Here is a 23,537-nt window from a genome sequence, read left to right on the forward strand (position 1 = left end):
TCAGGACCCTAAGCCATGGCCGCCGACATCAAGAACGACAACCAGCCCTACGACGACATCAACATCACGCCGATGCTGGATCTGGCCTATGTGCTGCTGGTGACCTTCATCATCCTGACCACCGCTTCGGTGCAGGGCGTGCGGGTCAACTCGCCGCAAACGCAGGCGGCCAACAACCTGGCCAAGCCGCAGACCCGCGCCATCACCATCACCGCGGACGGCGCCGTCTACCTCGATGCCTTCCCGGTCAGCATGGAGCAGCTCAGCAGCAGCCTGGCCCAGTACAAGAGCGCCAACCCGGCCCTGCCGGTGGTGCTCAAGGCCGACGCTGCGGCGCAGTACGAGCGGGTGATGGAGGTGCTGGAGATTGCCAAGAAGCTGGACATCACCGAGATCGGCCTCGTCACCAAACGCAGTGCCGGCTGAACTTTGACCGACCTGGCCAGGAGCACCTGAGATGCAAGTTCAAAACGACGTCAAACCCTACGACACCATCAATGTCACGCCCATGCTGGACCTGGCCTATGTGCTACTGGTGGTGTTCATCCTGATGACCACCGCATCGGTCCAGGGCCTGAACATCAGCATGCCCAAGCCCAGCAACAAGCCCAGCCCGGAAAAGCATGAGCTGGTGATCGTGCAGATCACCCCCGAGGGCCGGCTCTTGATGAACGGCGCCAGCGTCAGCGAGGACGAGCTGGAGCAAGGCCTGCAACAAGCCAAGGCGCGCGACGCGCAGATGTCGGTGGCCATCAAGGGCGACGCGCGCTCGCAGTATGCGCATGTGATCGCCGTGGTCGACCTGTGCAACAAGCTGCAGGTCAATATGGGCCTGGTCACGGCCCGGATCGGAAACTGAGGAACACGGCCATGAGCGGACTCGCCGAAGACCATCTGGATGACAAACCCGGCCGCGCCTGGCTGATTCGCGGCTTGATCGCCCTGGCTTTGCTGGCGGTGGTGGGCGGGACGATCGTGGTGGTCAAGTCACTGAAGAGCGCGGACCACAAGCCGCAGCGCCAGATGGCCAAGATCTCCATCTTGCCCAACACGCCGCCGCCCCCTCCGCCGCCGCCCAAGGACGAGAAAAAGCCCGAGCCACCCAAGGACGAGACCAAGCAGGCGCCGCGCGAAGAACCGCTCAAACAAGCCGAAGCGCCCAAGGCGGCGAACGAGCCGCTCAAGATGGAAGGCGCCGCGGGCGACGGCCCCAGCGCCTTCGGCGCCGGCGCGGTCAGCAAGGACTACGCCGGCGGCACGCCCAATACCGGCAGCCCGGCTGCGGGTGGCGGCACCCAGTCCGACCGAGCGCAAGAGCGCTTTTACGCCAACACGGCGCGCCAGTTGCTGCGCGACGAGATCGAGCGCCGCCTCAAGTCCGAGGCCGAGCAACTGACGGCCACCTTCTCCATCTGGCTGGCCCAGGACGGTGCCATACAGCGCTTCGAACTGCAGCCCAGCGGCGACAGCGCTGGCGACCTGGCCCTGCGCAGCGCCCTCGACGAAACCTCGCGCCAGTTCAAGCTGCCGCCGCCGCCGGCCACCGCGCTGGCCCAACCTATGCGATTCAAGCTCAGCGTGCGTCCCCTCGCCTGAGCCTCAACCCCAATACTTCTTTCAGCAGCCCCCACATGTCTTCCACCTCACACCGTTTCCCCGGCCCCGCGGGCTTGAGCGCCAGCCTGCTGGCCGCCTTGCTGGCCTTGCCCACGGCGCAAGCCCAGACCACGGCGCCTGTGCTGGCTTCGTCTGAAGCCCAGCAGCTGGCCCAGCTGCGCGCCACCACCCTGGCCTTGATCGACGCCCTGGTCAGCCAGGGCCTCTTGACCCGCGAGCGAGCCGATGCGATTCGGCGTCAGGCCGAGCAGGCCGGGGCGCAGGCAGCAGGGTCGGCACCTGCCGCCGTGGCGAGCAGCGCGCCGGAGGCCAGCAAGGTCCTGCGCATTCCCTATGTGCCCGAGAGCACCCGGCTGCAGATGCGCGAAGAGATCAAGACCGAGGTGCTGGCCCAGGCCCGCAGCGAGCGCTGGGGCCAACCTGATGCCCTGCCTGAATGGCTGGGGCGGGTGCGGGTGGGCGGCGATGTGCGCGTCCGGGCACAGAACGAGTACATGTCGGATAGCAATGTGCCGGCCGAAATCTTCCGTGCCCAGACCAGCTCGCCCGCTTGGGCACCGGACCTCAGCAACACCACGGTGGACCGCCAGCGCATGACCCTGCGCGCCCGCCTGGAAGTGGACGCGAAGCTCAGCGACCAGGTGCAGACCGGCCTGCGCCTGAGCAGTGGCGGCAGCAGCAGCGGCCCGACCTCGACCTCGCAGACCCTGGGCAATCAATTCAACCGTTATGCCCTGGGCCTGGACCGCGCCTGGCTGCGCTGGCAGCCCGAGTGGTTGCAACACAAGTTGGCTGCTGACTTCGGCCGCATGCCCAATCCGTTTTACAGCAGCGACCTGAGCTGGCCCGAGGACATGGCTTTCGACGGCGTGGCCGCCCAGCTCAAGCACAGCCTCGCGCCGCAGCGCTCGGTCTTCGCCAGCCTGGGCGCCTTCCCGCTGGAAGAGTTCAGCAGCAGCACGCGCGACAAGTGGCTGTTCGGCGGGCAGATCGGTGGCGACATCGCGCTCGGCGGTGGCGCCCAGCTCAAGCTGGGTCTGGCGGCTTATGAGTTCCGCCACATCGAGGGCCAGCGCGAAAGCAGCCCGCCGCCCAGCGGCCCGCGTGCCGGCACCGGCGCCTACTTCAGTTCGCAGTACCCAAGCTCGGTGCGCCTCAAGGGCAACACCTTGATCAACCTGAACGACCCGACCAGCGTGGCCGCGCCCACCTGGGGCTTGGCCTCCAAGTTCCGCCCCATCAATGTGACGGCGGGCCTGACGCTGGAGAACTTTGCCTCCACCCGGCTGGCGCTGAGCATGGATTGGATCAAGAACACCGGCTTCAAGCTGGCCGACATCCAGGCCCGAGCGGGCGTGAGCCTCAGTGATTCGGGCGACAAGGCCAACAGCCTGCTGGCCAAAACCCAGGCCTTGCAAGCCAAGGCGCAGATTGGCCGCGCAGCGTTGGCCCGGCGTGGCGACTGGCAGGCCTACGCCGCCTTCCGCTTTGTCGAGCGTGACGCCTGGGTCGACGGCTTCACCGACACCAGCTGGCACCTCGGTGGCACAAACTACAAGGGCTGGTCCCTGGGCGGCAGCTATGCCCTGGACCTGCGCTTCTGGATGAGCGCACGCTGGACCAGCACCCGCAACTTGGACGACGGTGTGCGCTACCTGGCGGTGCCCGGCGATGCGGCATCACTGAGCGGCAATTTGAGCAGTGCGCCGCTGCGCATCGATGTCTTCCAGCTCGATCTCAACGCCCGGTTCTGAACGCCATGAGCATGCACACCCACCTCTTCAAGCCGCGCCCAGCCGGTCGGCTGGCCGCGGCGGCCCTGGCCGGCCTGCTGATGCTGAGTTTCGGCGCGCAGGCCCAGGACAGCAAAGCCAGCAAGGAACGCGAGGCCTTGCGGCGGGCCCAGACCGCCCTGCGCGCCGCGCAGGAGCAGCAAAGTGGTCTGCAGGCCGAGAAGGCCAAGGCTGAAGCGTCTGCCGATGCGGCAAGCAAGGAAGCAGCCGCGCTGCGCGGACAGGTCGGCGGCCAGGCCGCCAAGCTGCGTGCCCGCGAGCAGGCGCTGAGCGCCGCCCAAAGCCAGCTGCAGGAGCTGCAACGGAACCTGGCCCAGGCGCGCAGCGAACACAGCGCCGAGCAGGAGCGCGGTCAGGGCCTGCAAGCCCAGCTGATGGAGGCGCGCCGCTTGGCCGCCGAGCGCGAGCAAGCCAATCAAGGCCTGGTGGCCTTGCTGGAGGCGCGCAGCCAGAGCCTGGCTGATGCCACGCTCAAAAACCGCCAGCTGCAGGAGCTGGGCCATGACTTGGTGCGGCGCTATCTGAGCCGCAGCCGCGTCGACACGGCCTTGCTGGGCGACCCGGTCTTGGGCTTGCAGGCGGTCCGCACGGAAGACGAGGCCGAGAGATTCCGCGCCGAGTTGGCGCGGCTGGAGCTCTTGAGTGGACGCGCGGCCGGAACGGCCCCCGCATCACAGCCCTGAAGCAAGCCGGGAGCGGCGCCCGCAAGCGCCAAGCCCGATCGATCCGTGACTAGCGATCAGCAGCTGCCTACCACATCGACGCCGTCATCGCCTTCATCGGCGGCATCTTCAATCAGCCGGTCGAAGTCGGCCGAGGCCACGGCGCTCTTGGCGATCAAGGGCTTGTCCAGCGGGCGGTAAACGCGGCTGTGGAGGCGGTTCAGGCGTTCTGAGTGTTCCATCGCGCGCACCACCTGCTCGGGGTCGATCAGCATGGCGAAGGGGCTGCTGAGGCTGTGGGTTTGTGCGTTGAACATGATGTCGGTCTCCTGTGGGTCGGTCGCTGCGAGTCGCTGTAGGCGTCTCAAGATGTAAGCGACTTTAGGAGCCCGGCCTTGTGTCCGACAGTCGGCTGCCCGCCAAAGGCCTTGTCAGTGAACTTCCTAGGTGCTTGCTGCGCGCGCTGGCGAAAAAACAAGCCATTGCCCCGGCTTTACGGCAGTTTGCCGGCGCGACTTTGCTGCCCTTGACGGAGCGTCTGGACCAACTTGTTGCGCCCGGCCGCCTGGGCAAACTCAAGCGGGCTGAGTCCTTGATCGTTGCGCAGCGTCGGGTCGGCGCCGGCCGCCAGCAAAGCCTCGGCCAGGTCCATGGCGCCGTAACGAGAGGCCAGCATCAGCGGCGTGCTGCCATTGGGCGAGCGGGCCTCCAGCTCGGCACCCTGGCTGAGCAGCCACAGAGCGACGCCGTTGTCCGGGCCGCTGCAGGCGTAGTGCAAAGGCGTCCAGCCCTCTTTGTGGATCTGGGCGCCGCGACGCACCAGCTTTTGCACCCAATCCAGGCGACCACGAATCGCGGCCAGCATCAGCGGCGTTTCGCCCGCGGCATTGGCGGCGTTGACATCGCTGCTCGGGTGGCTGAGCAGGCTGTCCAGCGCCCGGCCCGAGCCCTCGCGCAAGGCCACTTCGAGGGCTTTGCGGCCCCGGCCATCGGCGCCATTGGGGTCGACGCCGCGCACCAGCAAGCGCATGACTTCCCGGCCGTTGTCCAGCTCGGCGGCCAGCACGAGATCATCGGCGGGGCCGGCCTGCGCGAGGCCCGCCGTCAGGGCCACACCCAAACAGAGCCAGGCGGCGTACCGGCTCATGCAGCTCAGGCCGGCAGCGCGAACAGCCGCCGTGTGTTGGCCGTCGTCTGCGCGGCCAACTCGGGGATGGACATGTTCTTGGCGGCCGCCAAAGCCGCCGCCACATGGGGTACATAGGCGGGGCTGTTGGTCCGGCCCCGGTACGGCACCGGCGCCAGATAGGGGCTGTCGGTCTCGATCAACAAGCGCTCAACCGGCAGAGCTTTGGCCATATCGCGCAGATCCTGCGCATTCTTGAAACTCAGGATGCCGGAAAAGGAGATGTAGTAGCCGCGCTCAACCGCGGCCTGCGCCACCGCCAGGCTTTCGGTGAAGCAATGGAACACGCCGCCGGCTTGTTCACCGCCCTCTTCGTCCAGCACCCGCAAGGTGTCGGCGGCGCTGCTGCGGGTGTGAATCACCAGGGGCTTGGCCACCGCACGTGCAGCCCGGATGTGGGTGCGAAAGCGCTCGCGTTGCCACTCCATATCGTGCTCGATGCTGCGGCCATTGAGGCGGAAATAGTCCAAGCCGGTTTCACCGATGGCCACCACCTTGGGCGCTTGGGCAGCCGCGACCAGCTCCTCGACGCTGGGCTCATGCACGTCTTCATTGTCCGGGTGCACGCCCACGGTGGCAAAGAGCTGCTCATGTTCGGCCGCCAGCGCAGCCACCCGTGGGAACTCCTCCATGGTGGTGCAGATGCAGATGGCCTGCTCCACCTGCGCCACCATCATTTCGCCGAGGATTTCAGGCAAGCGGGCGTGCAGCTCGGGGAAGCTCAGGTGGCAGTGCGAATCGATGAACATGGGGCTGGAAGCAAGGTGGGCGTGAAGGCTCCAACAAAACGCCCCAGTGCGGGACGCCTGCCGGCTTCACATGGTTTGGGTCGGCTTGGCAGACGAGATCTGGGTGCCGAGGATTTCTTCGATGCGCAGCTTGATCAAACGGCTTTTCTCATCGGCGGGGAAGCGAACACCAACGCCCTGGGTGCGCCCGCCCGAGGCATTGACCGGGGTCAGCCAGGCGATCTTGCCGGCCACGGGATAACGCTGGTTGTCATCGGGCAGGGCCAGCAGCAGGTAGACATCTTCACCCAGGCGGTACTCGCGCGTGGTCGGCACGAACAGGCCGCCGTCGAGGAACTGCGGCATGTAGGCAGCGTAGAGCGCGCCTTTTTCTCGAAACACCAGCTGAATCACGCTGGGGCGCGGGCCCGCGGCGGCGGCCCCATTGGCAGGCGCAGCGGCGCCGAGCGAGGTGGTCAGGCCGGGCGAGGCGGGTTTGGCGGCGGAGTTGTCCATGGCCGCCAGTGTAGCGAAGCCCGTGCCGGCCGGAAGCGTCGATCAGGCCCGGCGTGCTGCCGTTGATCGGCTGGCCGCCTGCAAGGCCTGTTGCCCTTGAGCAAACAGAGATTCCATCAGCAAGCCCGCATTGAGCGGATGTTCGGCATGGCGGGCCGCGCGGCGCAGCACGGCCTCCCACTCGTGCAGCGGACCGGCCAGCTTGGGGCTGGGCAAGGACTCGGCGGGGAAGTAACTGGGCGCTGCGCCATGCACGCGGCGCAGCAAGTCATGGCAGAGCCGCTGCAAGGCATCGATGGCACGCGGCTGCGACCAGTCGCTCAGCGCCGCCGCCTCGCCCCGGGCCAGGCGCTGCGGCAGCTGGGTCCAGGCCTGGGCGCGCAGTCCAGCCTCGAACCAGTCGCGCGCTTCCTGGGGCCGGCCGCCGGCTGCAGCCAGCAGCACCTCGGGGGATTCCACGCCCTGCTCTTTCAGCCACTGCAGACAGGGAGCGGCAGGCGGCAATGCCAGGGGCACGGGCTGGCAACGGCTGCGTATGGTGGGCAGCAGGCCTTCCGGCGCGCTGCTGGCCAGCACGAAGCGCAGGCTGCCGCCGGGCTCTTCCAGGGTCTTGAGCAAGGCATTGGCGGCCACGGTGTTGAGCGCCTCGGCCGGGTAGACCACGACGACCTTGGCGCGGCCGCGCGAGCTGGTGCCTTGGGCAAAGGACAGCATCTGGCGCACCGCTTCGATCTTGATCTCGCGGCTGGGCTTGGTCTTGCTGGCCTTGGGCTCGCCGTCGCGGCCGGTCTCGGCCTCGGCGCCCCAGCCGAGCTGCTCGCGCAAGGCCTCGGGCAGCAGCAACATGAAGTCCGGGTGGGTGTGGGAATGCAGCAGCTTGCAGCTGGCGCAGTGCCCGCAGGCGAAGCCGCCTTCCAGCGGTGCCTCGCACAGCCACGCCTGGGCCAGCAGCAAGGCCAGATCGAGCTGACCGACTCCTGCCGGGCCCTGCACCAGCAAAGCATGCGAGCGCGCCGTGGCCAGGGCCTGGCGCAAGGGCTCGGCCAGCCAAGGCAGCGGGCGCTGGGCGCCGCCTTCCTTCAGCGTTTCCTTCAGCGCTTCGCTCACCATCCCCGAGCCTCCAGCACCGCGTGGATCTGGGCGGCCACCTCGGCCACCGAGAGGCTGGCGTCGATGCGGGCAAAGCGCTGCGGCGCGCTCGCGGCGCGCGCGGCATAACCTGAGCGCACGCGCGTGAAGAATTCCAGGTCTTGCTGCTCGAAACGGTCGGCCTCGCGCGCGGCAGCGCGGCGCTGGGCGGCGATCGCCGGGTCCAGATCGAACCAGAGTGTCAAGTCAGGCTGGCGACCGCCCTGCACCCACTGCTCCAGCGTCTCCAGCACAGCCAGGTCCATGCCACGCCCGCCGCCCTGGTAGGCAAAGCTGGCGTCGGTGAAACGGTCGCAGAGGACAGTCTTGCCGGCGGCCAGGGCTGGCTCGATGACACGCTGCAGATGGTCGCGCCGGCCGGCGAAGACCAGCAAGGCCTCGGTCAGGCTGTCCATGCCGCGGTGCAGGATCAGCTCGCGCAGGCTCTCGGCCAGCTCGGTGCCGCCGGGCTCGCGGGTGTGGACCAGCTCGGCGCCGCGCTGGCGCAGGCGCTCGCCCAGGGCCTCGATATGGGTGGACTTGCCCGCCCCATCGATGCCTTCAAAACTGATGAAACGGGCGCTGGAGGAAAGGGCTGGGTTCACGGAACGGGGCAATTCTTGGCTTCGATTTCGATGACTGCGGCGCGCGCGCTTCAGCGGCCACGTTGGTATTTGTTGACCGCGCGATTATGCGCGGCAAGGTCCTCACTGAACTCGCTGCTGCCATCACCGCGGGCCACGAAGTAGAGCACCCGGCTTGGCGCCGGATGCAAGGTCGCCTGCAAGGAGGCGACGCCGGGCATGGAGATCGCACTCGGCGGCAGGCCGCCGCGGGTGTAGGTGTTGAACGGCGTGTCAGTCTGCAGGTCGCGCTTGCGCAGATTGCCGTCGAACTTCTCGCCCAGGCCGTAGATGACGGTCGGGTCGGTCTGCAGCGGCATGCCGATCCGCAGGCGGTTGATGAAGACGGCGGCCACCAATTGGCGGTCGGCCGGCGCACCGGTCTCCTTCTCGACGATGGAGGCCAGGATCAAGGCCTCATCGGCGGACTTGAGCGGCAAGCCTTCGCTGCGGCCGGCCCAGGCGCTGTCCAGGCGTTTTTGCATGGCGGCATACGCGCGCTTGAGCACGGTCAGGTCACTGACCCCGCGGCTGTAGGCGTAGGTGTCGGGGAAAAACCGGCCCTCGGCCGCCTGGCCTGGCGCGCCCAGGGCGGCCATCAGCTCGGCCTCGCTCCAGCCCGCGGTCTGCTGCTTGAGCGCGGGTGCGCGGGCCAGGGCCGCGCGCAGCTGGCGCAGATTCCAGCCCTCGATCAATCGCAGCTGCTCCAGCACTTCATCGCCACGCACCATCTTGGCCAGCAAGTCGCGCGGCGTCGCTCCCTGGTGGATTTCATAGCTGCCGGCGCGGATCTGGCGCGCCTGGCCGGACCAGCGGAACCATTGGTAGAGCAGGCGCGGATCTTCGGCCACACCGGCTTGGGCCCAGGCTTGCGCGACCTCGCGCGGCGAGCTGCCGGCCTCGATGGATAGCTCCACGGTCGGGTTGCGCAGCTGCATGGGGGCTTGCAGCCACCACCAGGCGGCGCCGGCTGCAGCGCCTGCGGCAAGCAGTGCCAGCAGGAACAGGCCGAGCATCCAGGCCAGCAGGCCTGAGCCTCGCCCTGCCCGCTTGCTCGCTGTGGCTCTTGTTCTTGTTTTGCTTCTCGTCCTTGCCATCAAAACCCTTGCGCGGCCGATTTGTTTCGGGCGCTGATGATAATCGGGGCCATGACGACGAACCTCGAACTCCCTTCTTCCGCTGCTCTGCGCTTGCCCCACTGGGGCGTCATCCGTGCCCAGGGCGAAGACGCCGCCAAGTTTTTGCACAGCCAGCTGACCCAGGACTTCGCCCTGCTGGGTCCGAATGAAGCGCGTCTGGCGGGTTTTTGCTCCGCCAAGGGGCGCTTGTTGGCCACCCTGGTGGGCTGGAAGGACGGCGAGCAGGACGTGTTGCTGGCCCTGCCCGCCGATGTCCTGCCCGCCGTGCTCAAGCGCCTGTCCATGTTCGTGATGCGGGCCAAGTGCAAGCTCAGTGATGCCAGTGCCGACTGGGCCTTGTGGGGGCAGATCGCCCCGCCGCAGGAAGGCGCGCGCTGGGCGCTGCAGCGCGAGGAGGCAGGCGTGCGCATCCGCCTGCCCGATGCGGCCGGTCACAGCCGCTGGCTGTGGGCTCAGGCGGCTGGCGCGGCTGCGCCCAGCCTGCCCGCTTTGGGCCTGCAAGACTGGGCTTGGCTGGAGGCTGCAGCCGGTCTGGCTTGGGTACAGACGGCCACGCAAGAACAGTTCGTGCCGCAGATGCTGAACTTGGAATTGCTCGGCGGGGTGAATTTTCAGAAGGGCTGCTACCCCGGCCAGGAGGTGGTGGCGCGCAGCCAGTACCGTGGCACGCTCAAGCGCCGCACCTATTTGTACGAGCTGCAGGGTCAGGCCTTGCCCGGCCAGGAGATCTTCCACAGCGAAGATCCGGGCCAACCGGCGGGTCTGGTGGCCCTTGCGGCCACGCGCGACGACGGCCGCAGCCTGATCCTGGCCGAGACCAAAATTGCGGCACTGGACGCCGGCAGCCTGCATCTCGGGGCGCCGGACGGTGCGCTGCTGCAGCCGCGCGCCCTGCCCTATGAGCTGAAGGCCCTGGAATGATGAGCTCGATGCAGCCTGAAATCTTCGTCTACTACCGCATTCGGGCGGCAGACAGTGCAGCGGCGCTGACCGCCTTTCGCAAGCTGCAGGAGCAACTGGCCGCTGAAGCTGTGCCCATCAGCGCCCTGCGCGTGCTCCAGCGCCAGGACAGCGACAGCAGCCTGCCGACCTGGATGGAGGTCTATGGCCCAGGTCTGAACGACCCGGTAGGCTTGGAGGCACGTGTGGCGGCTGCGATGGCGCCCTTTGTCCAGGGCCTGCGCCACCGCGAGTGCTTCACAGCGCTCTGACCATCTCCACATGGCCGATGCCGGCCTCTTCAAACACAGCGCCGCGCTGGACGAAGCCGGCGCGGGTGTAGAAGCCGGCGGCAGACAGCTGCGCATGGAGCACCGCCTCGCGCTCGCCGCGCTGTCGGCCGGCCTGCATCAAGGCTTCCAGCACCTCGCGGCCGATGCGGCTGCCGCGCATGCTGCGCAAGACCGCCATGCGGCCGATCTTGGCCACACCCGGCACATGTTCGAGCAAGCGCCCGGTGGCCAGGGCCAGGCCGAAGCGGTTGAAGGCGACGGCGTGAACGCAGCTCTCATCGGCGCTGTCCCATTCCATCTCGGCCGGGATCTTTTGTTCGTCCACGAATACCGCCTGGCGGATGGCACCGGCCTGCGCGCCGAGCTCGGCCCAGCTGCCCACCCGAACCTCGACCACCGATTCACCCGCCTCGAAGCTCTCGATCAGGCTGCGCAGCGCGGCGGGCACCTCGCGCGGCGACTGGTCCTGGCGGTCGGCGAAGACATAGATCAGCTCGCCATGGACCAGCAATTCGGCGCCGCGAAACACCGCGCAAATCACTTGCAGCGAGCTGTGGCCGATGCGCTCACAACGCACGCCGACCTGCAAGAGCTCGTCATAACGCGCTGAACCCAGGTACTCGAGCGTGGCCTTGCGCACGAACAGATCGCCGCCCATCTGTGCCATGGTTTCGACGTAAGGCAAGGCCAGGGCGCGCCAGTAGCCACCCACAGCAACGTCGAAATAGCTCTGGTAATGGGCGTTGAAGACCACCTGCTGGGCATCAATCTCGCTCCAACGCACGCGCAGGGGCTCAAAAAAACGGAAGTCTTGCAGTTTCATAGCGAGGGTGCGGAGCGCAGAGGTGCTGTGGTGCTGTGATTCAGGGCTGCAGTGCTTGGCGCAGGGCCAAGGCGCAGGCATCGAGGGCGGTCAAGGCCTCGGGGATGGTACGCCCCATCTTGATGAAATCGTGGGTCACGCCGCGATACACCTCCAGCTGCACCTGTCCGCCGTTGGCGCGCAACAGATCGGCATAGGCGATGCCTTCGTCCACCAGCGGGTCGCATTCGGCCAGCAAGACGCAGGCCGGCGCGAGATCGCTGTGATCGGGCGCCTCCAGCGGCGCGAAGCGCCAGTCGCGCCGGTGCCCGTGTTCGATGTAGTGGTCGAAGAACCAGGCGATCGAAGCGGCGTCGAGCAAAAAGCCATTGGCGAAGAGCTTGTGCGAGGCGGTGTCGGCATGGGCCGTGGTGCCCGGTGTGATCAGCAGCTGCAGGGCCAGCGGCAGGCCGATGTCGCGCGCATGCAGGGCACAGACCGCCGCCAGCGTGCCGCCGGCGCTGTCGCCGCCCACGGCCAAGCGGCTGCCGTCCAGGCCCAGGCTGGCGGCGTTCTCGGCCAGCCAGCGCATCACGGCCCAGCAGTCGTCCACGGCCGCCGGAAAACGGTGCTCGGGTGCCAGCCGGTAGTTTAGGGATAGCACGGCCACGCCACTGCGCAAGGCCAGCTGGCGGCACAGGCTGTCGTGGGTGTCGATGCTGCCGATGGTGAAGCCGCCGCCGTGCAGGTAGAGAAGGACGGGCAGTGTGGCCTCATCGGCCGTCTGCGGTGCATACAGGCGCGCGGCCAGCGGGCCCTGGGCACCGGGCACCTGCAGGTTTTCTACCCGAGCCACCGGCGCGCGCGGCAGGTCTAGAATCTCGGCGCCCATGAGGTAGGCGATACGGGCCTGTTTGGGGCTCAGGCTGTGGAAGGCCGGGCGCTTGACGCGGTGGATTCTCTCCAGCACACCGGCCATGCGCGGTGTCAACAAGGTGGTGCGACTCAACAAGGGCTCCCGGGGTTAACCCGGTATTTTCGCAGCCCTGGCGATGTGGGCCTCAAAACTCCAGACCGTACCAGCCAAAACCTGCCGTCCACAAGGTCTGCGAACTGCCGTTCTGGCGACTGGCCGTGATGCTCAGGCCCAGCTTGTCGGGGTTCAGCCACCAGAGGCCGCCGATGGTGCGCATGGCCGCACCGAAGACGTCGCGGCGGTCGTTGCTCTGCAATTCGGCGAACAGCAGGTATTGTGCGCTGGGCATCCAAACGGCGGCGAGATTGAACGCCGTGGCGTTGGACCGGCTTGTGCGGTCAAACTGCGGGCCGAGGTTGGCGTGCAGGGCGAAGTCTTCGTTGACAGTCAGCGTCGCCAGGACCAGCAGACCCTGGCCGGTGCGCCGCCAGCCGGCCCCGGCCGGTCGCTCGAAACTCAGTCCCGCCTTCAAACCCCAGGTCAGCTGCCCGGCCGCAGTTGGCACGGCCCAACTCTTGGGCACCCACTTGACCGCCAGACCGGCCTCCCCGCGGACTTCGTCGCGCGGATGCGGGTAGGTGTAATCGGCGCCAAACTCCAGCCCTTCCAGCACACCGCAGGCAGGCGCCAGCACCAGAGCCCGGTTGGCGCCGGCCCGCTCGCCCCAGCCCTCGAGCTGGCAACTACCTGCGTCGGCCGTGCCCGCGTCATCGCTGGACAGCGGTCGGCCGGCCAGCGCCGCTTCCGTGCAAGCCAGAGCACCGACGAGCAGCGCATGCCTGAGCATGCCGGCCACATGGCAGGGATGGCAGGGTCGGATCGAGCTGGTGGCAGGACGCATCAGTGCAACTCCGCAAGTGGCGAACGGCTTCGACTTTAGGCCCTTTCTCCGGCTCCGGTGCCGCCCAGTTGTGCCATGACAGCGGCGCATCATTCGCTTGACTGCACCCTTGAAATGCAGCAAAACCAAGGCCCCTGCGGGAGTGCTGCGCCATGGCATTGATCCAGTATCTGACCCAAATCCACTTTGACTTCGGCGCCGCGGCCCTTTTGCCGCAGGAATGCCAGCGAGCGGGCATCCTGCACCCCCTTGGTTGTCAGTGATGCCAGCGTGCGCGCTGCTGGCGTACTGGATCTGGCGCTAGCGGCCTGGGGCGCGAATGCGCCGCCGATCTGCACGAACGAGCTACCCAGTCCGAATGAGCGTGTCGTGCAAGGGGTGGCCGTGGTCTATCGCTCGAACTATTGCGACGGTCTGATCGCTGTCGGTGGTGGGTCCTGCATGGACCCGGCCACAGGCGTGACGATCGCCGCCACTCATTCCGGTCCGCTCAAGGCCTTCCCCACCATTGAGGGCGACAGCCTATCGATCAGCAAGGCCACAGCCCCGGTGATCGCCGTGCCCACGACCGCCGGCACGGGCAGCGAGGTGGCGCGCGGCGCCATCCTGGTCGTCGCGGACGGACGCAAACTGGGCTTTCACAGCGCCGAGTTGATGCCGCGCGCCGCTCTGTGTGACCCCGAGCTCACCTTGAGCCTGCCGCCGGACCTGGCTGCAGCCACCGGCATGGACGCGATCGCCCGCTGCATGGAAACCTTCATGTCAGCCGCCGTCAACCCGCCCGCCGATGGCATCGCCCTCGATGGCCTGCGGCGCGGCTGGAGCCACCTGGAGCGCGCCTGCCGCAACGGTCTGGATCGCGAGGCGCGCTGGCAGATGAGGAGCTGCAGCCTGCAGGCTCGCCGTGCTGCGCTTCAATGCCAGCGCGCCCAGCATGCAGGCGGAATGGCGTCTGCTTCGCATGGCCGAGGCCATGGGTCTGGGCCATTGCGACCCAGCGGGCCACACCCTGGCCGAGGCCGTACAGACCCGCAATCAAAGACTGGGCTTGCCGGCCGGTCTGGCCGAGCTCGGCGTGGACCCGTCGATGTTCGAACGCGCGGTGACGGGCGCGCTGGCCGACCACTGCCATCGCAGCAACCCGCGCCTGGCCACCCGTGAAGACGATCTGGCGGTGCTGGCTTCTTCTCTCTGAATAGGCTGGCATGCTCGGTTGTCAGGGCTTGGGTGGTCAGCTGTCGGCATGGAAGGGAAATTCGAGGGCCGGGTTTGCCGCGCTGCGGTGACTCGGCCCGTCGCCGTGCTCATGGTGCCCGGGTCGGCTCTGCGAGCCGACTGCCCTCGCTGCTCACTGCGCGGCTCAGCGGCGCCAAACTCCCTCCGTTCGCTGCGCTCACTGTGGTCAAACAGTGGCGCCGAGTCAGTGCTTGAAGCGCGCTTGAAGCAAGCTTCGGCGCGCGCCTGAGCCGCTCCGCTGCGCTCTCGGCCGCGCACAAATCGCCCGTCGTCGGGCCGAGCCCCCTCCGAATGTGGCGTGTTCCACCGTCGAAGGGCAGATTGATCGCGATGCAAGCGCCCTGCAGTTCGGGCCGCCGCTGGGCGATTTGTGAAGGGCTGAGCAGCGCAGCGCCTTGGGGCGCGCGTGTAGCCGCGCGCTTCAAGCTCTGACTTGGCGCGTGTGTCTGAACGAAACGAACACAGTGAGTGAAGTGAGTTATGCGCCAGCCCCGAGGGGCGAGCAGCGCAAGGCAGTCGGCCCGGTAGGGCCGACCCCGGAACCATGAGCCCGGCGGCGGTCCGAACTGCAGGGCCACACGAGGGCCTGCTTTGTGCGCCTGCAGTCAGCCATATTCCCGGCCGATTGAGCACAAAAAGGCCCGGCCTCCTCGTGGGAGACCGGGCCTGCAAGACAGGGCGAAATCCGGGGAATCAGCCGTGCTTTGCTTCGAAGAACTGTTCGTCTTCGGTGGAACCCTTGAGCGCAGCGGTCGAGGCCTCGCGCTCGATGGTGGTGGTGACGGCATCGAAGTAACCGGTGCCGACTTCGCGCTGATGCTTGACGGCGGTGAAGCCGCGCTCAGCCGCCGCGAACTCGGCTTCCTGCAACTCCACGAAGGCGCTCATATTGTTGCGAGCGTAGCCGTAGGCCAGGTTGAACATGCTGTAGTTCAGGCTGTGGAAACCGGCCAGGGTGATGAACTGGAACTTGTAACCCATGGCACCGAGTTCACGCTGGAACTTGGCAATCGTGGCGTCGTCCAGGTTCTTCTTCCAGTTGAAAGAAGGCGAGCAGTTGTAGGCCAGCAGCTTGCCCGGGAACTTGGCATGGATGGCGTCGGCGAACTGCTTGGCGAAAGCCAGGTCGGGCTTGCCGGTTTCGCACCAGATCATGTCGGCGTAGGGCGCGTAGGCCAGGCCGCGGCTGATGGCTTGCTCGATGCCGTTGTTGGTGCGGAAGAAGCCTTCGACGGTGCGCTCGCCGGTGCAGAAAGGCTTGTCGTTGTCGTCGATGTCGCTGGTCACCAGGTCGCCGGCTTCGGCGTCGGTGCGGGCCAGCAGCACGGTGGGCGTGCCCATCACGTCGGCGGCCAGGCGGGCCGCCACCAGCTTGGACACGGCCTCGCGGGTCGGCACCAGCACCTTGCCACCCATATGGCCGCACTTCTTGGCCGCGGCCAGTTGGTCTTCGAAGTGGACTCCGGCAGCGCCGGCTTCGATCATGGCCTTCATCAACTCGAAGGCGTTCAGCACGCCGCCGAAGCCGGCTTCGGCATCGGCCACGATGGGGGCGAAGTAGTCGATGTCGTTCTTGCCTTCGCTCCACTGGATCTGGTCGGCACGGGCAAAGGTGGCATTGATCTTCTTGACCACCTTGGGCACCGAGTCCACCGAGTACAGCGACTGGTCGGGGTACATCTCGCCATTGCTGTTGGCGTCACCGGCGACTTGCCAGCCGGACAGGTAGATGGCCTTGAGGCCGGCCTTGACCTGCTGCATGGCTTGGTTGCCGGTCAGGGCGCCCAGGGAGTTGACGAAGGGCTCGGTGTTGACCAGGCCCCAGAGCTTCTCGGCACCGCGCTTGGCCAGCGTGTGCTCGATGGCCAGGGAGCCGCGCAGGCGCACCACATCGGCAGCGCTGTAGCCGCGGGTGATGCCCTTCCAACGCGGGTTCTCGGCCCAGTCCTTCTCAAGGGCGGCGATCTGCTGTTCACGGGTGGCGTTGCTCATGGTGTGCTCCTGCAAGTGAGTGAATGCGAAAACAGAGGAAATGAATCAGTTCAGGTCCGGCGGCCGGGTGGCCAAACAAAGAAGCTTTGTTGGACTCAAGATTAGCCCCATGCCTCACTCAGTGGAACACTTATGTCTTATATAAGACTTAATTTTTAGTTCAATAAAATCAATAACTTAACTTGCAAATTTCTGATTGTGAAAAGCACTTCGCCATGATGAGAAATTTTGCGGCGGCGCAACATGAAGAAAGTTCACGATGTGAAAACGACTTTTCGCATCGTGCAAAGCCGAGCCAAGGGTTCAACTTGAATTCAAAATGCTCTATGGCTGCGCTTGGCGGGTCCGGCTCTCGCTGACGCACTGCTTGCCGACCGGGTTGCGGGTGAGGGACGTGGGCGCGGTTCAAGCTCCGGCTCAGTCGGCATGGCTCACGCGGACCGAGCCCTGGTGCGAAGTGGCAGGGCCCGGGCTTGTTCCCGAGTGCTTGAACGAAGAGAAACTTCGGCGCCGAAACGAAACCAGCGCGAGGCGCCCGGCCACTCTCCCCGTCCTTCAGTTCCGCTTACAAGCCGCCAATGAAGTAACGCTTCAAGCCGGCCAGACACATCTCCACAGCGATGGCTGTGAGCACCAGGCCCATCAGCTTCTCGATCGCTGAAATCACCGAATCGCCGAGCAGACGGCGGATGCGGTCGGCCATCAGCAGGGTCAGGCCCGAGACCCACATGGCCGCGCACAGCGCGCCGATCCAGTCCCAGATGCGCTCGGGCTGGCGCGAAGCCAGCAGCAGCACCGTGGCCATGGCAGAAGGGCCGGCCAGCAAGGGCACGGCCAGCGGGAAGATGAAGGGCTCTTTGCCCGGCTCCAGGCCGTAGGCCGATTCACCGGCGCTGCCGAAGATCATCTTGATCGCGATGATCAGCAAGATCACGCCACCGGCCACTTCGAGCGAGCGCTCGGAAAGGTGCATCACCCGCAAAAAGCTGTCGCCGAAGAACATGAAGGCCAGCAGCACAATTGCGGCCAAGCCCACCTCGCGGGTGGCGACACGCGCGCGCCGCTCCTTGGGCACCTCGCGCATGATGCCGATGAAGATGGGCAGGCTGCCGAGCGGGTCCAGCACCAGCAAGAGCAGGATGAAGGCGGAGAGAAAACTATGATCCATGGCCGCAATTGTCGCGCCCCCGCCGTGACGCGGGAGCGAACTTGAGCCGCGAAAGCCTGCCAATCCTTGTCTTGAGCCCGCCATGACCGACGCTTCTCCCAAGCTGGACACCATCGACCGCCGCCTGATCGAGGCCTTGCAACGCGACGGCCGAGCCTCCAATGTGGAGCTGGCGGCCCAGGTTCATCTGTCGCCGCCGCAGTGTTTCCGGCGCGTCAAAGCCCTGGAGGAACGCGGCGTGCTGCGCGGCTACCGCGCCCTGGTGGCGCCGCAGAGTCTGGGCCTGGGCGTCACCGCCTTCGTCAGCCTCAATATCGACGGCGAGGCTTTTGACCGCGTTCGCGAGATTGAAGGCCTGATCCGCGACTTCCCCGAGATCCTGGAATGCCACACCGTCTCGGGCGACTGCGACTACCTGCTCAAGGTCGTGGCCAGTGACCTCAAGTCGCTCTCGCAATTTCTGACCGACCGCCTGATGCAGATCCGCGGCGTGGCCGACATCCGCTCCATGATCTGCCTGGAAGAGATCAAGCCGCCCTCGCCTTTGCCGGTGGCACGTTGAGGCGTTTGGTTCCCCTGCTCAGGCTCGCGGGTGGTGCTGGGCATGGATCAGCTTCAGGCGCTCGCGCGCCACATGGGTGTAGATCTGGGTGGTCGACAGGTCGGCGTGGCCGAGCAGCAGCTGCACCACGCGCAGATCGGCACCGTGGTTGAGCAAATGGGTGGCGAAGGCATGGCGCAGGGTGTGCGGTGACATGGGGCTCAGGATGCCGGCTTGCTGCGCGTACTTCTTGACCAGGGTCCAGAACATCTGCCGCGTCATGCCCTCGCCGCGCACAGTCACGAACAAGGCATCACAGGCCTGGCCCTTGAGCAACTGCGGCCGGGCCTCCTGCAAATAGCGCAGCAGCCAGCTGTGCGCCTCTTCGCCAAAGGGCACGAGGCGCTCCTTGCTGCCCTTGCCGGTGATGCGCAGGACCGCTTCCTTGAAACCCACATGCACGCTTTTGAGCGTCACCAGTTCGGTCACCCGCAGGCCGCTGGCATACATCAGCTCCAGCATGGCGCGGTCGCGCAGGCCCAGTTCGCTGCCGACGTCGGGCGCTTGCAGCAAGGCCTCGACCTGGGCTTGGCTGAGCAGCTTGGGCACGCGCAAGGGCGCCTTGGCATTGGCCAGCTTGAGGGTCGGGTCTTGCCTCAGGCGCTGCTCGCGCAAGGCCCAGCGGAAATAGCGTTTGAAGACGCTCAGGCGACGGTTGGCGCTGCTGGTCTTGCTGCCGGCATGGCGGGCCATGGCGTAGCTGTGCAGATCGGCCTCACTGCAGGCATCGAGCGGGCGCTGCACCTGGCGGGCCAGCCATTGGGCCAGCAGGTTCAGGTCGCGGCGGTAGGCCTGGAGTGAATTGCCGGCCAGGCCATCTTCCAGCCAGAGCGTTTCGACGAAGGCGTCGATCGCCTGGTGGCTGGCCAGCTCGGCCGCGCGCTGCTCCGGCGAGCGCGTCGCGGCCTCACCGCCTTCTGCTTCAGTCGAGCTTGAGCTTTTGCTGCTCGACGACCTTTTTGTAGACATCAAATTCGGCACTGATCTGGGCGGCAAACTGTTCCGGGGTGTTGGCGACGATCAGGGAGCCGGTGTCTTCGATGCGCTTCTTGACGTCCGGCAGCTCCAGCGTCTTCTTGACCGCATCATGCACCTTGGCCACGATGTCCTTGGGCAGATTCTTGGGTCCGTGCACACCGTAGTAGGCCATGCGATTGACCGGCTCCAGCCCGACTTCCTTGAAGGTCGGCACATTGGGCAGCACGGCCAGACGGTTTGGCGCGGCCACGACGATGGGGATCAAGCGGCCGTCCTTGATGAAGGGCAGCGCCGAGGGCAGATTGTCGAAAATCATCGGCACCTGGCCGGCCACGGTGTCGTTCAAAGCCGGGCCGGCACCGCGGTAGGGAATGTGCAGCACGAAGACGCCGGTCAGGTTCTTGTACAGCTCCATCTGCAAGTGGCCGATGCCGCCCGTGCCCGAGCTGGCAAAGCTGTGCTTGCCGGGGTTCTTCTTGAGCTCGGCCACAAAGCCCTTGTAGTCACGCGCCGGAAAGCTCGGGTGCACGGCGATCACATTGGGCGTGGCCGCCATATTGATGATGGGCGTGAAGTCGCTGATCGGGTTGTAGGGGATCTTGGGGTTGATGGCCGGGTTGGCCGCCGTGGTCGATACCGTCGCCACACCCAGGGTGTAGCCATCGGGCGCCGCCTTGGAGATCTCGTTGGCCCCCACCGAGCCGCCGCCACCGGCCTTGTTCTCGACCAGCATGTTCTGACCCAGGGCCTGGTTGACCTTCTCGGCCACAACACGGGCAATGATGTCCGTGGTACCGCCCGGAGCGAAAGGGACGATCAGGCGCACCGGCTTGGCACTCGGATAGGGCGTCTGCGCTGCCAGCGGCCCGATGGCCAGACAGGCGGCCGCAGCGGCACTCAGACGGAGGGTTGTGCGGCGGGTGATCTGCTTCATTCCGGTCTCCAGAAGGTGATTTCTCACCATCCTAGCCCGAGCTCGCTGGCCTCAGGCACGCATTTCTACGTAGCTCAGCTGGTGGCCTCGCCCAGCAAGCCGGCCTTGAGCCGTTTATCCACCGGCTTGTCGCCAAGGAACACCTTCAGGAAGGCGGTGTAAAGGTCGGCACCTGGCACGACCTGACCCCATTGCTTGCCGTTGACGTAAAGCACTGTGCCTTGCTCGGGCAGGTAGTCGATATTGATCAGGTCTCCCTTGCGCACCTTGCCGACCGACTGCAGGTTCTGCGTGAACAAGGGCAGGCGCGTGCTCAGCGCTTCTTTCTCGGCCTCGCTGCAATTGCGGCCCACGCCCTTGTTGACGGCCTTGACGAACTCCTCGGCGCCGACCTCGAGCAGCATGCGGATCTGCACCCGCTTCGGGCCACTGGCGGCGTAGACAGCGTCCGGCGAGGCGGACTTGCGGCTCAAATACAGCCCGGCCACATAGCCGCGCAAGATGGACACCGCCCGCTTGCCCACGCCGTTCAGCAGCAAGGCGCTGCCGGCCAGCTGGATCTTGTCCTCGAATTCCTGGTCTTCGTATTTGAAAGCCAGCACCGGGGCGGACATGCAAACGGTGACGGCCACTGCGCTCGCTTGGAGCAGCCACTGGCGACGTGAGGGCGCGGTGGCGGAAAGGGTCGAGCGTGTGGCGTTGGCTGCAGGCATGGGGCATCGCTGAAGTCTGAACATAGGTGCAACGATACCCGCATCAACAGCCTGAAGCGCCTTGGGCGCGTCTTCGCTGAGGGGTAGCACCGAATGCGCCCGGCCGTTCGGCCGCGCGCAGCAAGGCTTCCTGCCCCCTGGCACACTGCGGGCCATGCCCGATGTCTTGCTGCTGCTGCCCGATTTTCTGCTCATCCTTTGCGGCTTCCTGCTGTGCCGCTACAGCGGCCTGGACCGCCCGGTCTGGGAGGCCGCCGAGCGCCTGGTCTACTACCTGCTGTTCCCGGTGCTGCTGTTCAATTCCATCCTGCGCACACCTTTGCAGCCGGGCGCCACTGCCGACCTGGCCCTCGGCGGCGTGCTCAGTTGTGTGATCGGCGTGCTGCTGGCCTACAGCCTGCGCGCCCTGCCCGGCGTCGATGCCCGTTTCCATGCGTCGGGGGCGCAGACCGCCTTTCGCTTCAATTCCTTCATCGCCCTGGCCCTGGCCGAGCGCCTGCACGGCGCACAAGGCGTGGCCTGGGTGGCGCTGCTGATCGCGCTGTGTGTGCCGATCTGCAATATCGCCGCCGTCTGGCCCTTGGCCCGACATGGCGGACACGGCTACCTGCGCGAACTCGCACGCAATCCCTTGATCCTGGCCACCTTGGCCGGCCTGACGGGCAATTTGCTGGGCTTGAAGCTGCCCGAGCCCGCCGCTCTGACCCTGCACCGGATTGGCCTGGCCGCCCTGCCCCTGGGTCTGATGGCGGTCGGCGCGGGTCTGCGTTTCGGCGCCCTGCGCGAGGCGCCGGGCCTGGCCGCTGCCCTGCTGGGCATTCGCCATCTGGCTCTCCCTTTGGTCGGGCTCGGCCTGGCCCTGGCCTTGCAGCTGCCGGCGCCTCAGCGCGCCACGCTGCTGTTGTTCACCGCCCTGCCCACCGCCTCCAGCGCCTATGTGCTGGCCGTGCGCATGGGCGGCAACGGGCCCTTTGTGGCCGGCCTGGTGACCCTGTCCACCCTGCTGGGCATGCTCAGTCTGCCGCTGTGGCTGGTGGTGTTGCGCTGGTTGTAGGCCGGGCAGGCGCTTGCGCCAGCGCCCAGCTGAGGTGCTCCGCCAGCAGCTCGCTGGCCGCCGGCCGCAGGGTCTGCAGCACGGCGCGCAGCTCCGGCCAATCCCGTTGGCGCAAGGCATTGCCCGAGACCACGGCCAGATTGCGTTGCCAGCGTGCATGGCCGATGCGGCGCATGGCCGATCCTTCGGTCTGGCGCAGGAACTGGGTTTCGTCCCAGCTCCAGAACGCGAGCAGATCGCCGCTCGCCATGGCCGGCCGGGCGTCGAAATCGGCCAGGCGGGACTTCTGGGCGAACTTGTTCCAGGGGCAGATCAGTTGGCAATCGTCACAGCCATAGAGGCGGTTGCCGATCAGGGACCGCAGTTCGAGTGGGATGGCGCCCTCATGCTCGATGGTCAGGTAGGAAATGCAGCGCCGCGCATCGACGCGGTAGGGCGCGACGATGGCGCCGGTCGGGCAAGCGTCCAGGCAAGCCGTGCACTGGCCGCAATGGGCCGTGACCGGTTCGCTGAGCGGCAAAGGCAGGTCGATGTAGATCTCGCCGAGAAAGAACATCGAGCCCACGTCCCGGTGCAGGGTCAGGGTGTGTTTGCCACGCCAGCCGATGCCGGAGCGCGCCGCCAGCTCCACCTCGAGCACCGGCGCGGAGTCGGTGAAGACGCGGTAACCAAAAGGCCCGACGGCGTCGCTCAGTCGCGTGGCCAGTTGTTGCAGGCGAGCGCGCAGCACCTTGTGATAGTCGCGTCCACGGGCATACAGCGAGACCTGGGCGCGCTGCGGATCGTTCAAACGCTGCCATTCCACGGTTTGCCAATCGGGCGCACTGTCCTGCGGCAGGTAATCCATACGCAGGCTCAGCACGCGCAGCGTGCCCGGCACCAGCTCGGCAGGCCGGGCCCGTTTGAGGCCATGGCTTTGCATATAGTGCATGGAGCCGTGAAAGCCGGCTTGCAACCAGGCCAACAAGCCCGCTTCTGCACTGTGCAGGTCGATATCAGCCACGCCGATCTGTGAGAATCCCAGCTCATGAGCCCAGCGCTGCAGATCGGCCATCACGGCCGCTGCGTCAAAGTCCGCTGACTTGTCGTCCTTGTTCGATTGTTGTGGAGCCTGCGTCATTTGCGCATTCTAGAAACTCGCTCTTTGCGCTGGCCCGATGAGGCCGCCACCCAGGCCTTCGCGGAGCGCCTGGCGCTCTGCCCGGCCCTGCTTGACGCCAGCCTGGAGCTGCATGGCAGCCTTGGTGCCGGCAAGACCAGCTTGGTGCGCCATCTGCTGCGCGCCCTGGGCGTCGCCGGGCGCATCAAGAGCCCCAGCTACGCGGTTCTGGAGTCCTATGACCTGGCCGACTGGGGTTCGGCCGGCCTCGTCAGCCATTTCGATTTCTACCGCTTCAGCGACCCGCGCGAGTGGGAGGACGCCGGCTTTCGCGACATCTTCAGCGCGCCCGGGCTCAAGCTCAGCGAATGGCCGGAGAAGGCCGAGGGCATGCTGCCGCCGGCCGATCTGCAAGTCTGGATTGAGGCTCAGGACGACGACAGCCGCCAGGTCGAGCTGCGTGCCGGCACGGCCCGGGGTCAGGTCTTGCTGCAGCAGCTGGAGCAGGCTTCGTGAAGC

General features: G+C 66.5%; 26 protein-coding genes and 1 pseudogene. 11 read left to right on the top strand and 16 right to left on the bottom strand.

Annotated features, from left to right (window positions below; genetic code table 11):
• The first annotated feature begins 15 nt into the window (after nucleotides 1-15).
• The 5 genes from ACQY39_RS15640 to ACQY39_RS15660 are packed head-to-tail and all read left to right on the top strand — an operon-like array spanning nucleotide 16 to nucleotide 4,093.
• On the top strand, nucleotides 16-426 hold the full coding sequence (locus tag ACQY39_RS15640; protein WP_428507743.1) for an ExbD/TolR family protein: 411 nt from the start codon (nucleotides 16-18) through the stop codon (nucleotides 424-426).
• Between the two features lie 31 nt (nucleotides 427-457).
• Nucleotides 458-859 carry an ExbD/TolR family protein gene (locus tag ACQY39_RS15645; RefSeq protein WP_428507745.1) on the top strand — a complete coding sequence of 134 codons (402 nt, stop codon included), beginning with the start codon at nucleotides 458-460 and terminating at the stop codon, nucleotides 857-859.
• Between the two features lie 11 nt (nucleotides 860-870).
• On the top strand, nucleotides 871-1,596 hold the full coding sequence (locus ACQY39_RS15650; RefSeq protein ID WP_428507747.1) for a TonB C-terminal domain-containing protein: 726 nt from the start codon (nucleotides 871-873) through the stop codon (nucleotides 1,594-1,596).
• 35 nt (nucleotides 1,597-1,631) lie between these two features.
• Complete coding sequence (locus ACQY39_RS15655; protein WP_428507749.1) at nucleotides 1,632-3,371, top strand: putative porin; 1,740 nt, start codon at nucleotides 1,632-1,634, stop codon at nucleotides 3,369-3,371.
• Nucleotides 3,372-3,376: 5 nt separating this feature from the next.
• Nucleotides 3,377-4,093, top strand: coding sequence for a hypothetical protein (locus tag ACQY39_RS15660; protein ID WP_428507751.1), 717 nt, complete (start codon nucleotides 3,377-3,379; stop codon nucleotides 4,091-4,093).
• A 56-nt stretch (nucleotides 4,094-4,149) separates the two neighbouring features.
• Here the strand turns inward: ACQY39_RS15660 and ACQY39_RS15665 are convergent, their stop codons facing one another.
• The 7 genes from ACQY39_RS15665 to mltG form a co-directional block, all read right to left on the bottom strand.
• Complete coding sequence (locus tag ACQY39_RS15665) at nucleotides 4,150-4,389, bottom strand: hypothetical protein (protein WP_428507753.1); 240 nt, start codon at nucleotides 4,387-4,389, stop codon at nucleotides 4,150-4,152.
• A 176-nt stretch (nucleotides 4,390-4,565) separates the two neighbouring features.
• Nucleotides 4,566-5,219: an ankyrin repeat domain-containing protein gene (locus ACQY39_RS15670; protein ID WP_428507755.1), complete on the bottom strand. Its 654-nt coding sequence runs from the start codon at nucleotides 5,217-5,219 to the stop codon at nucleotides 4,566-4,568.
• Nucleotides 5,220-5,224: 5 nt separating this feature from the next.
• Complete coding sequence (locus ACQY39_RS15675; protein WP_428507757.1) at nucleotides 5,225-6,007, bottom strand: TatD family hydrolase; 783 nt, start codon at nucleotides 6,005-6,007, stop codon at nucleotides 5,225-5,227.
• 66 nt (nucleotides 6,008-6,073) lie between these two features.
• Complete coding sequence (locus ACQY39_RS15680) at nucleotides 6,074-6,502, bottom strand: PilZ domain-containing protein (RefSeq protein ID WP_428507759.1); 429 nt, start codon at nucleotides 6,500-6,502, stop codon at nucleotides 6,074-6,076.
• 42 nt (nucleotides 6,503-6,544) lie between these two features.
• The gene (gene holB / locus ACQY39_RS15685; RefSeq protein ID WP_428507761.1) at nucleotides 6,545-7,612 is read right to left on the bottom strand and encodes a DNA polymerase III subunit delta'; all 1,068 of its coding nucleotides are present in this window, start codon (nucleotides 7,610-7,612) and stop codon (nucleotides 6,545-6,547) included.
• The gene (tmk, locus tag ACQY39_RS15690; protein WP_428510842.1) at nucleotides 7,606-8,289 is read right to left on the bottom strand and encodes a dTMP kinase; all 684 of its coding nucleotides are present in this window, start codon (nucleotides 8,287-8,289) and stop codon (nucleotides 7,606-7,608) included. The genes holB and tmk overlap by 7 nt, the downstream gene beginning before the upstream one ends.
• Entirely contained in the window at nucleotides 8,286-9,269 is a 984-nt protein-coding gene (mltG, locus tag ACQY39_RS15695) for an endolytic transglycosylase MltG (protein ID WP_428507763.1), read from the bottom strand. Before mltG ends, tmk begins: the two co-directional genes overlap by 4 nt.
• 132 nt (nucleotides 9,270-9,401) lie before the next feature.
• Here mltG and ACQY39_RS15700 point away from each other — a divergent pair, with 132 nt between their 5' ends.
• Complete coding sequence (locus ACQY39_RS15700; protein WP_428507765.1) at nucleotides 9,402-10,313, top strand: YgfZ/GcvT domain-containing protein; 912 nt, start codon at nucleotides 9,402-9,404, stop codon at nucleotides 10,311-10,313.
• Nucleotides 10,314-10,321: 8 nt separating this feature from the next.
• Nucleotides 10,322-10,603, top strand: a complete 282-nt coding sequence (locus ACQY39_RS15705) for a DUF4936 family protein (RefSeq protein ID WP_428507767.1) — start codon at nucleotides 10,322-10,324, stop codon at nucleotides 10,601-10,603.
• Here ACQY39_RS15705 and ACQY39_RS15710 read toward each other — a convergent pair.
• From ACQY39_RS15710 to ACQY39_RS15720, 3 genes are all read right to left on the bottom strand, one after another.
• Nucleotides 10,590-11,447, bottom strand: coding sequence for a YbgC/FadM family acyl-CoA thioesterase (locus ACQY39_RS15710; protein WP_263563382.1), 858 nt, complete (start codon nucleotides 11,445-11,447; stop codon nucleotides 10,590-10,592). The two genes, ACQY39_RS15705 and ACQY39_RS15710, sit on opposite strands and share 14 nt — an antisense overlap.
• Before the next feature lie 40 nt (nucleotides 11,448-11,487).
• Nucleotides 11,488-12,405: an alpha/beta hydrolase gene (locus ACQY39_RS15715; RefSeq protein ID WP_428510844.1), complete on the bottom strand. Its 918-nt coding sequence runs from the start codon at nucleotides 12,403-12,405 to the stop codon at nucleotides 11,488-11,490.
• Nucleotides 12,406-12,487: 82 nt separating this feature from the next.
• The gene (locus ACQY39_RS15720) at nucleotides 12,488-13,243 is read right to left on the bottom strand and encodes a hypothetical protein (RefSeq protein WP_428507769.1); all 756 of its coding nucleotides are present in this window, start codon (nucleotides 13,241-13,243) and stop codon (nucleotides 12,488-12,490) included.
• 152 nt (nucleotides 13,244-13,395) lie between these two features.
• On the opposite strand from ACQY39_RS15720, the pseudogene ACQY39_RS15725 reads away from it, so the two are divergent.
• A pseudogene (locus ACQY39_RS15725) lies at nucleotides 13,396-14,438 on the top strand (iron-containing alcohol dehydrogenase).
• Between the two features lie 734 nt (nucleotides 14,439-15,172).
• Here ACQY39_RS15725 and aceA read toward each other — a convergent pair.
• A complete protein-coding gene (aceA, locus tag ACQY39_RS15730; RefSeq protein ID WP_263517204.1) occupies nucleotides 15,173-16,471 on the bottom strand; it encodes an isocitrate lyase in 1,299 nt (432 codons plus the stop codon).
• A 565-nt stretch (nucleotides 16,472-17,036) separates the two neighbouring features.
• The gene (locus ACQY39_RS15735; protein WP_263517201.1) at nucleotides 17,037-17,639 is read right to left on the bottom strand and encodes a MarC family protein; all 603 of its coding nucleotides are present in this window, start codon (nucleotides 17,637-17,639) and stop codon (nucleotides 17,037-17,039) included.
• Between the two features lie 82 nt (nucleotides 17,640-17,721).
• Between ACQY39_RS15735 and ACQY39_RS15740 the strand changes: the two genes are divergently transcribed.
• Nucleotides 17,722-18,201 (top strand): Lrp/AsnC family transcriptional regulator, encoded by a 480-nt coding sequence (locus ACQY39_RS15740; protein WP_263517200.1) that lies wholly within the window; start codon nucleotides 17,722-17,724, stop codon nucleotides 18,199-18,201.
• Nucleotides 18,202-18,219: 18 nt separating this feature from the next.
• Here the strand turns inward: ACQY39_RS15740 and xerD are convergent, their stop codons facing one another.
• From xerD to ACQY39_RS15755, 3 genes are all read right to left on the bottom strand, one after another.
• Nucleotides 18,220-19,209: a site-specific tyrosine recombinase XerD gene (gene xerD / locus ACQY39_RS15745; protein WP_428507772.1), complete on the bottom strand. Its 990-nt coding sequence runs from the start codon at nucleotides 19,207-19,209 to the stop codon at nucleotides 18,220-18,222.
• Nucleotides 19,163-20,152: a tripartite tricarboxylate transporter substrate binding protein BugE gene (locus ACQY39_RS15750; protein WP_428507774.1), complete on the bottom strand. Its 990-nt coding sequence runs from the start codon at nucleotides 20,150-20,152 to the stop codon at nucleotides 19,163-19,165. Before ACQY39_RS15750 ends, xerD begins: the two co-directional genes overlap by 47 nt.
• A 74-nt stretch (nucleotides 20,153-20,226) precedes the next feature.
• Entirely contained in the window at nucleotides 20,227-20,865 is a 639-nt protein-coding gene (locus tag ACQY39_RS15755) for a chalcone isomerase family protein (RefSeq protein ID WP_428507776.1), read from the bottom strand.
• A gap of 154 nt (nucleotides 20,866-21,019) precedes the next feature.
• Here ACQY39_RS15755 and ACQY39_RS15760 point away from each other — a divergent pair, with 154 nt between their 5' ends.
• Complete coding sequence (locus ACQY39_RS15760; protein ID WP_428507778.1) at nucleotides 21,020-21,919, top strand: AEC family transporter; 900 nt, start codon at nucleotides 21,020-21,022, stop codon at nucleotides 21,917-21,919.
• Here the strand turns inward: ACQY39_RS15760 and queG are convergent.
• A complete protein-coding gene (gene queG / locus ACQY39_RS15765; RefSeq protein WP_428510846.1) occupies nucleotides 21,879-22,973 on the bottom strand; it encodes a tRNA epoxyqueuosine(34) reductase QueG in 1,095 nt (364 codons plus the stop codon). The two genes, ACQY39_RS15760 and queG, sit on opposite strands and share 41 nt — an antisense overlap.
• A 90-nt stretch (nucleotides 22,974-23,063) precedes the next feature.
• Between queG and tsaE the strand changes: the two genes are divergently transcribed.
• Nucleotides 23,064-23,534, top strand: a complete 471-nt coding sequence (gene tsaE / locus ACQY39_RS15770; RefSeq protein ID WP_263517196.1) for a tRNA (adenosine(37)-N6)-threonylcarbamoyltransferase complex ATPase subunit type 1 TsaE — start codon at nucleotides 23,064-23,066, stop codon at nucleotides 23,532-23,534.
• Nucleotides 23,535-23,537 lie beyond the last annotated feature (3 nt).

Origin of the sequence: Roseateles sp. (assembly GCF_965262435.1) — a bacterium.
GTDB lineage: Bacteria > Pseudomonadota > Gammaproteobacteria > Burkholderiales > Burkholderiaceae_C > Paucibacter_A.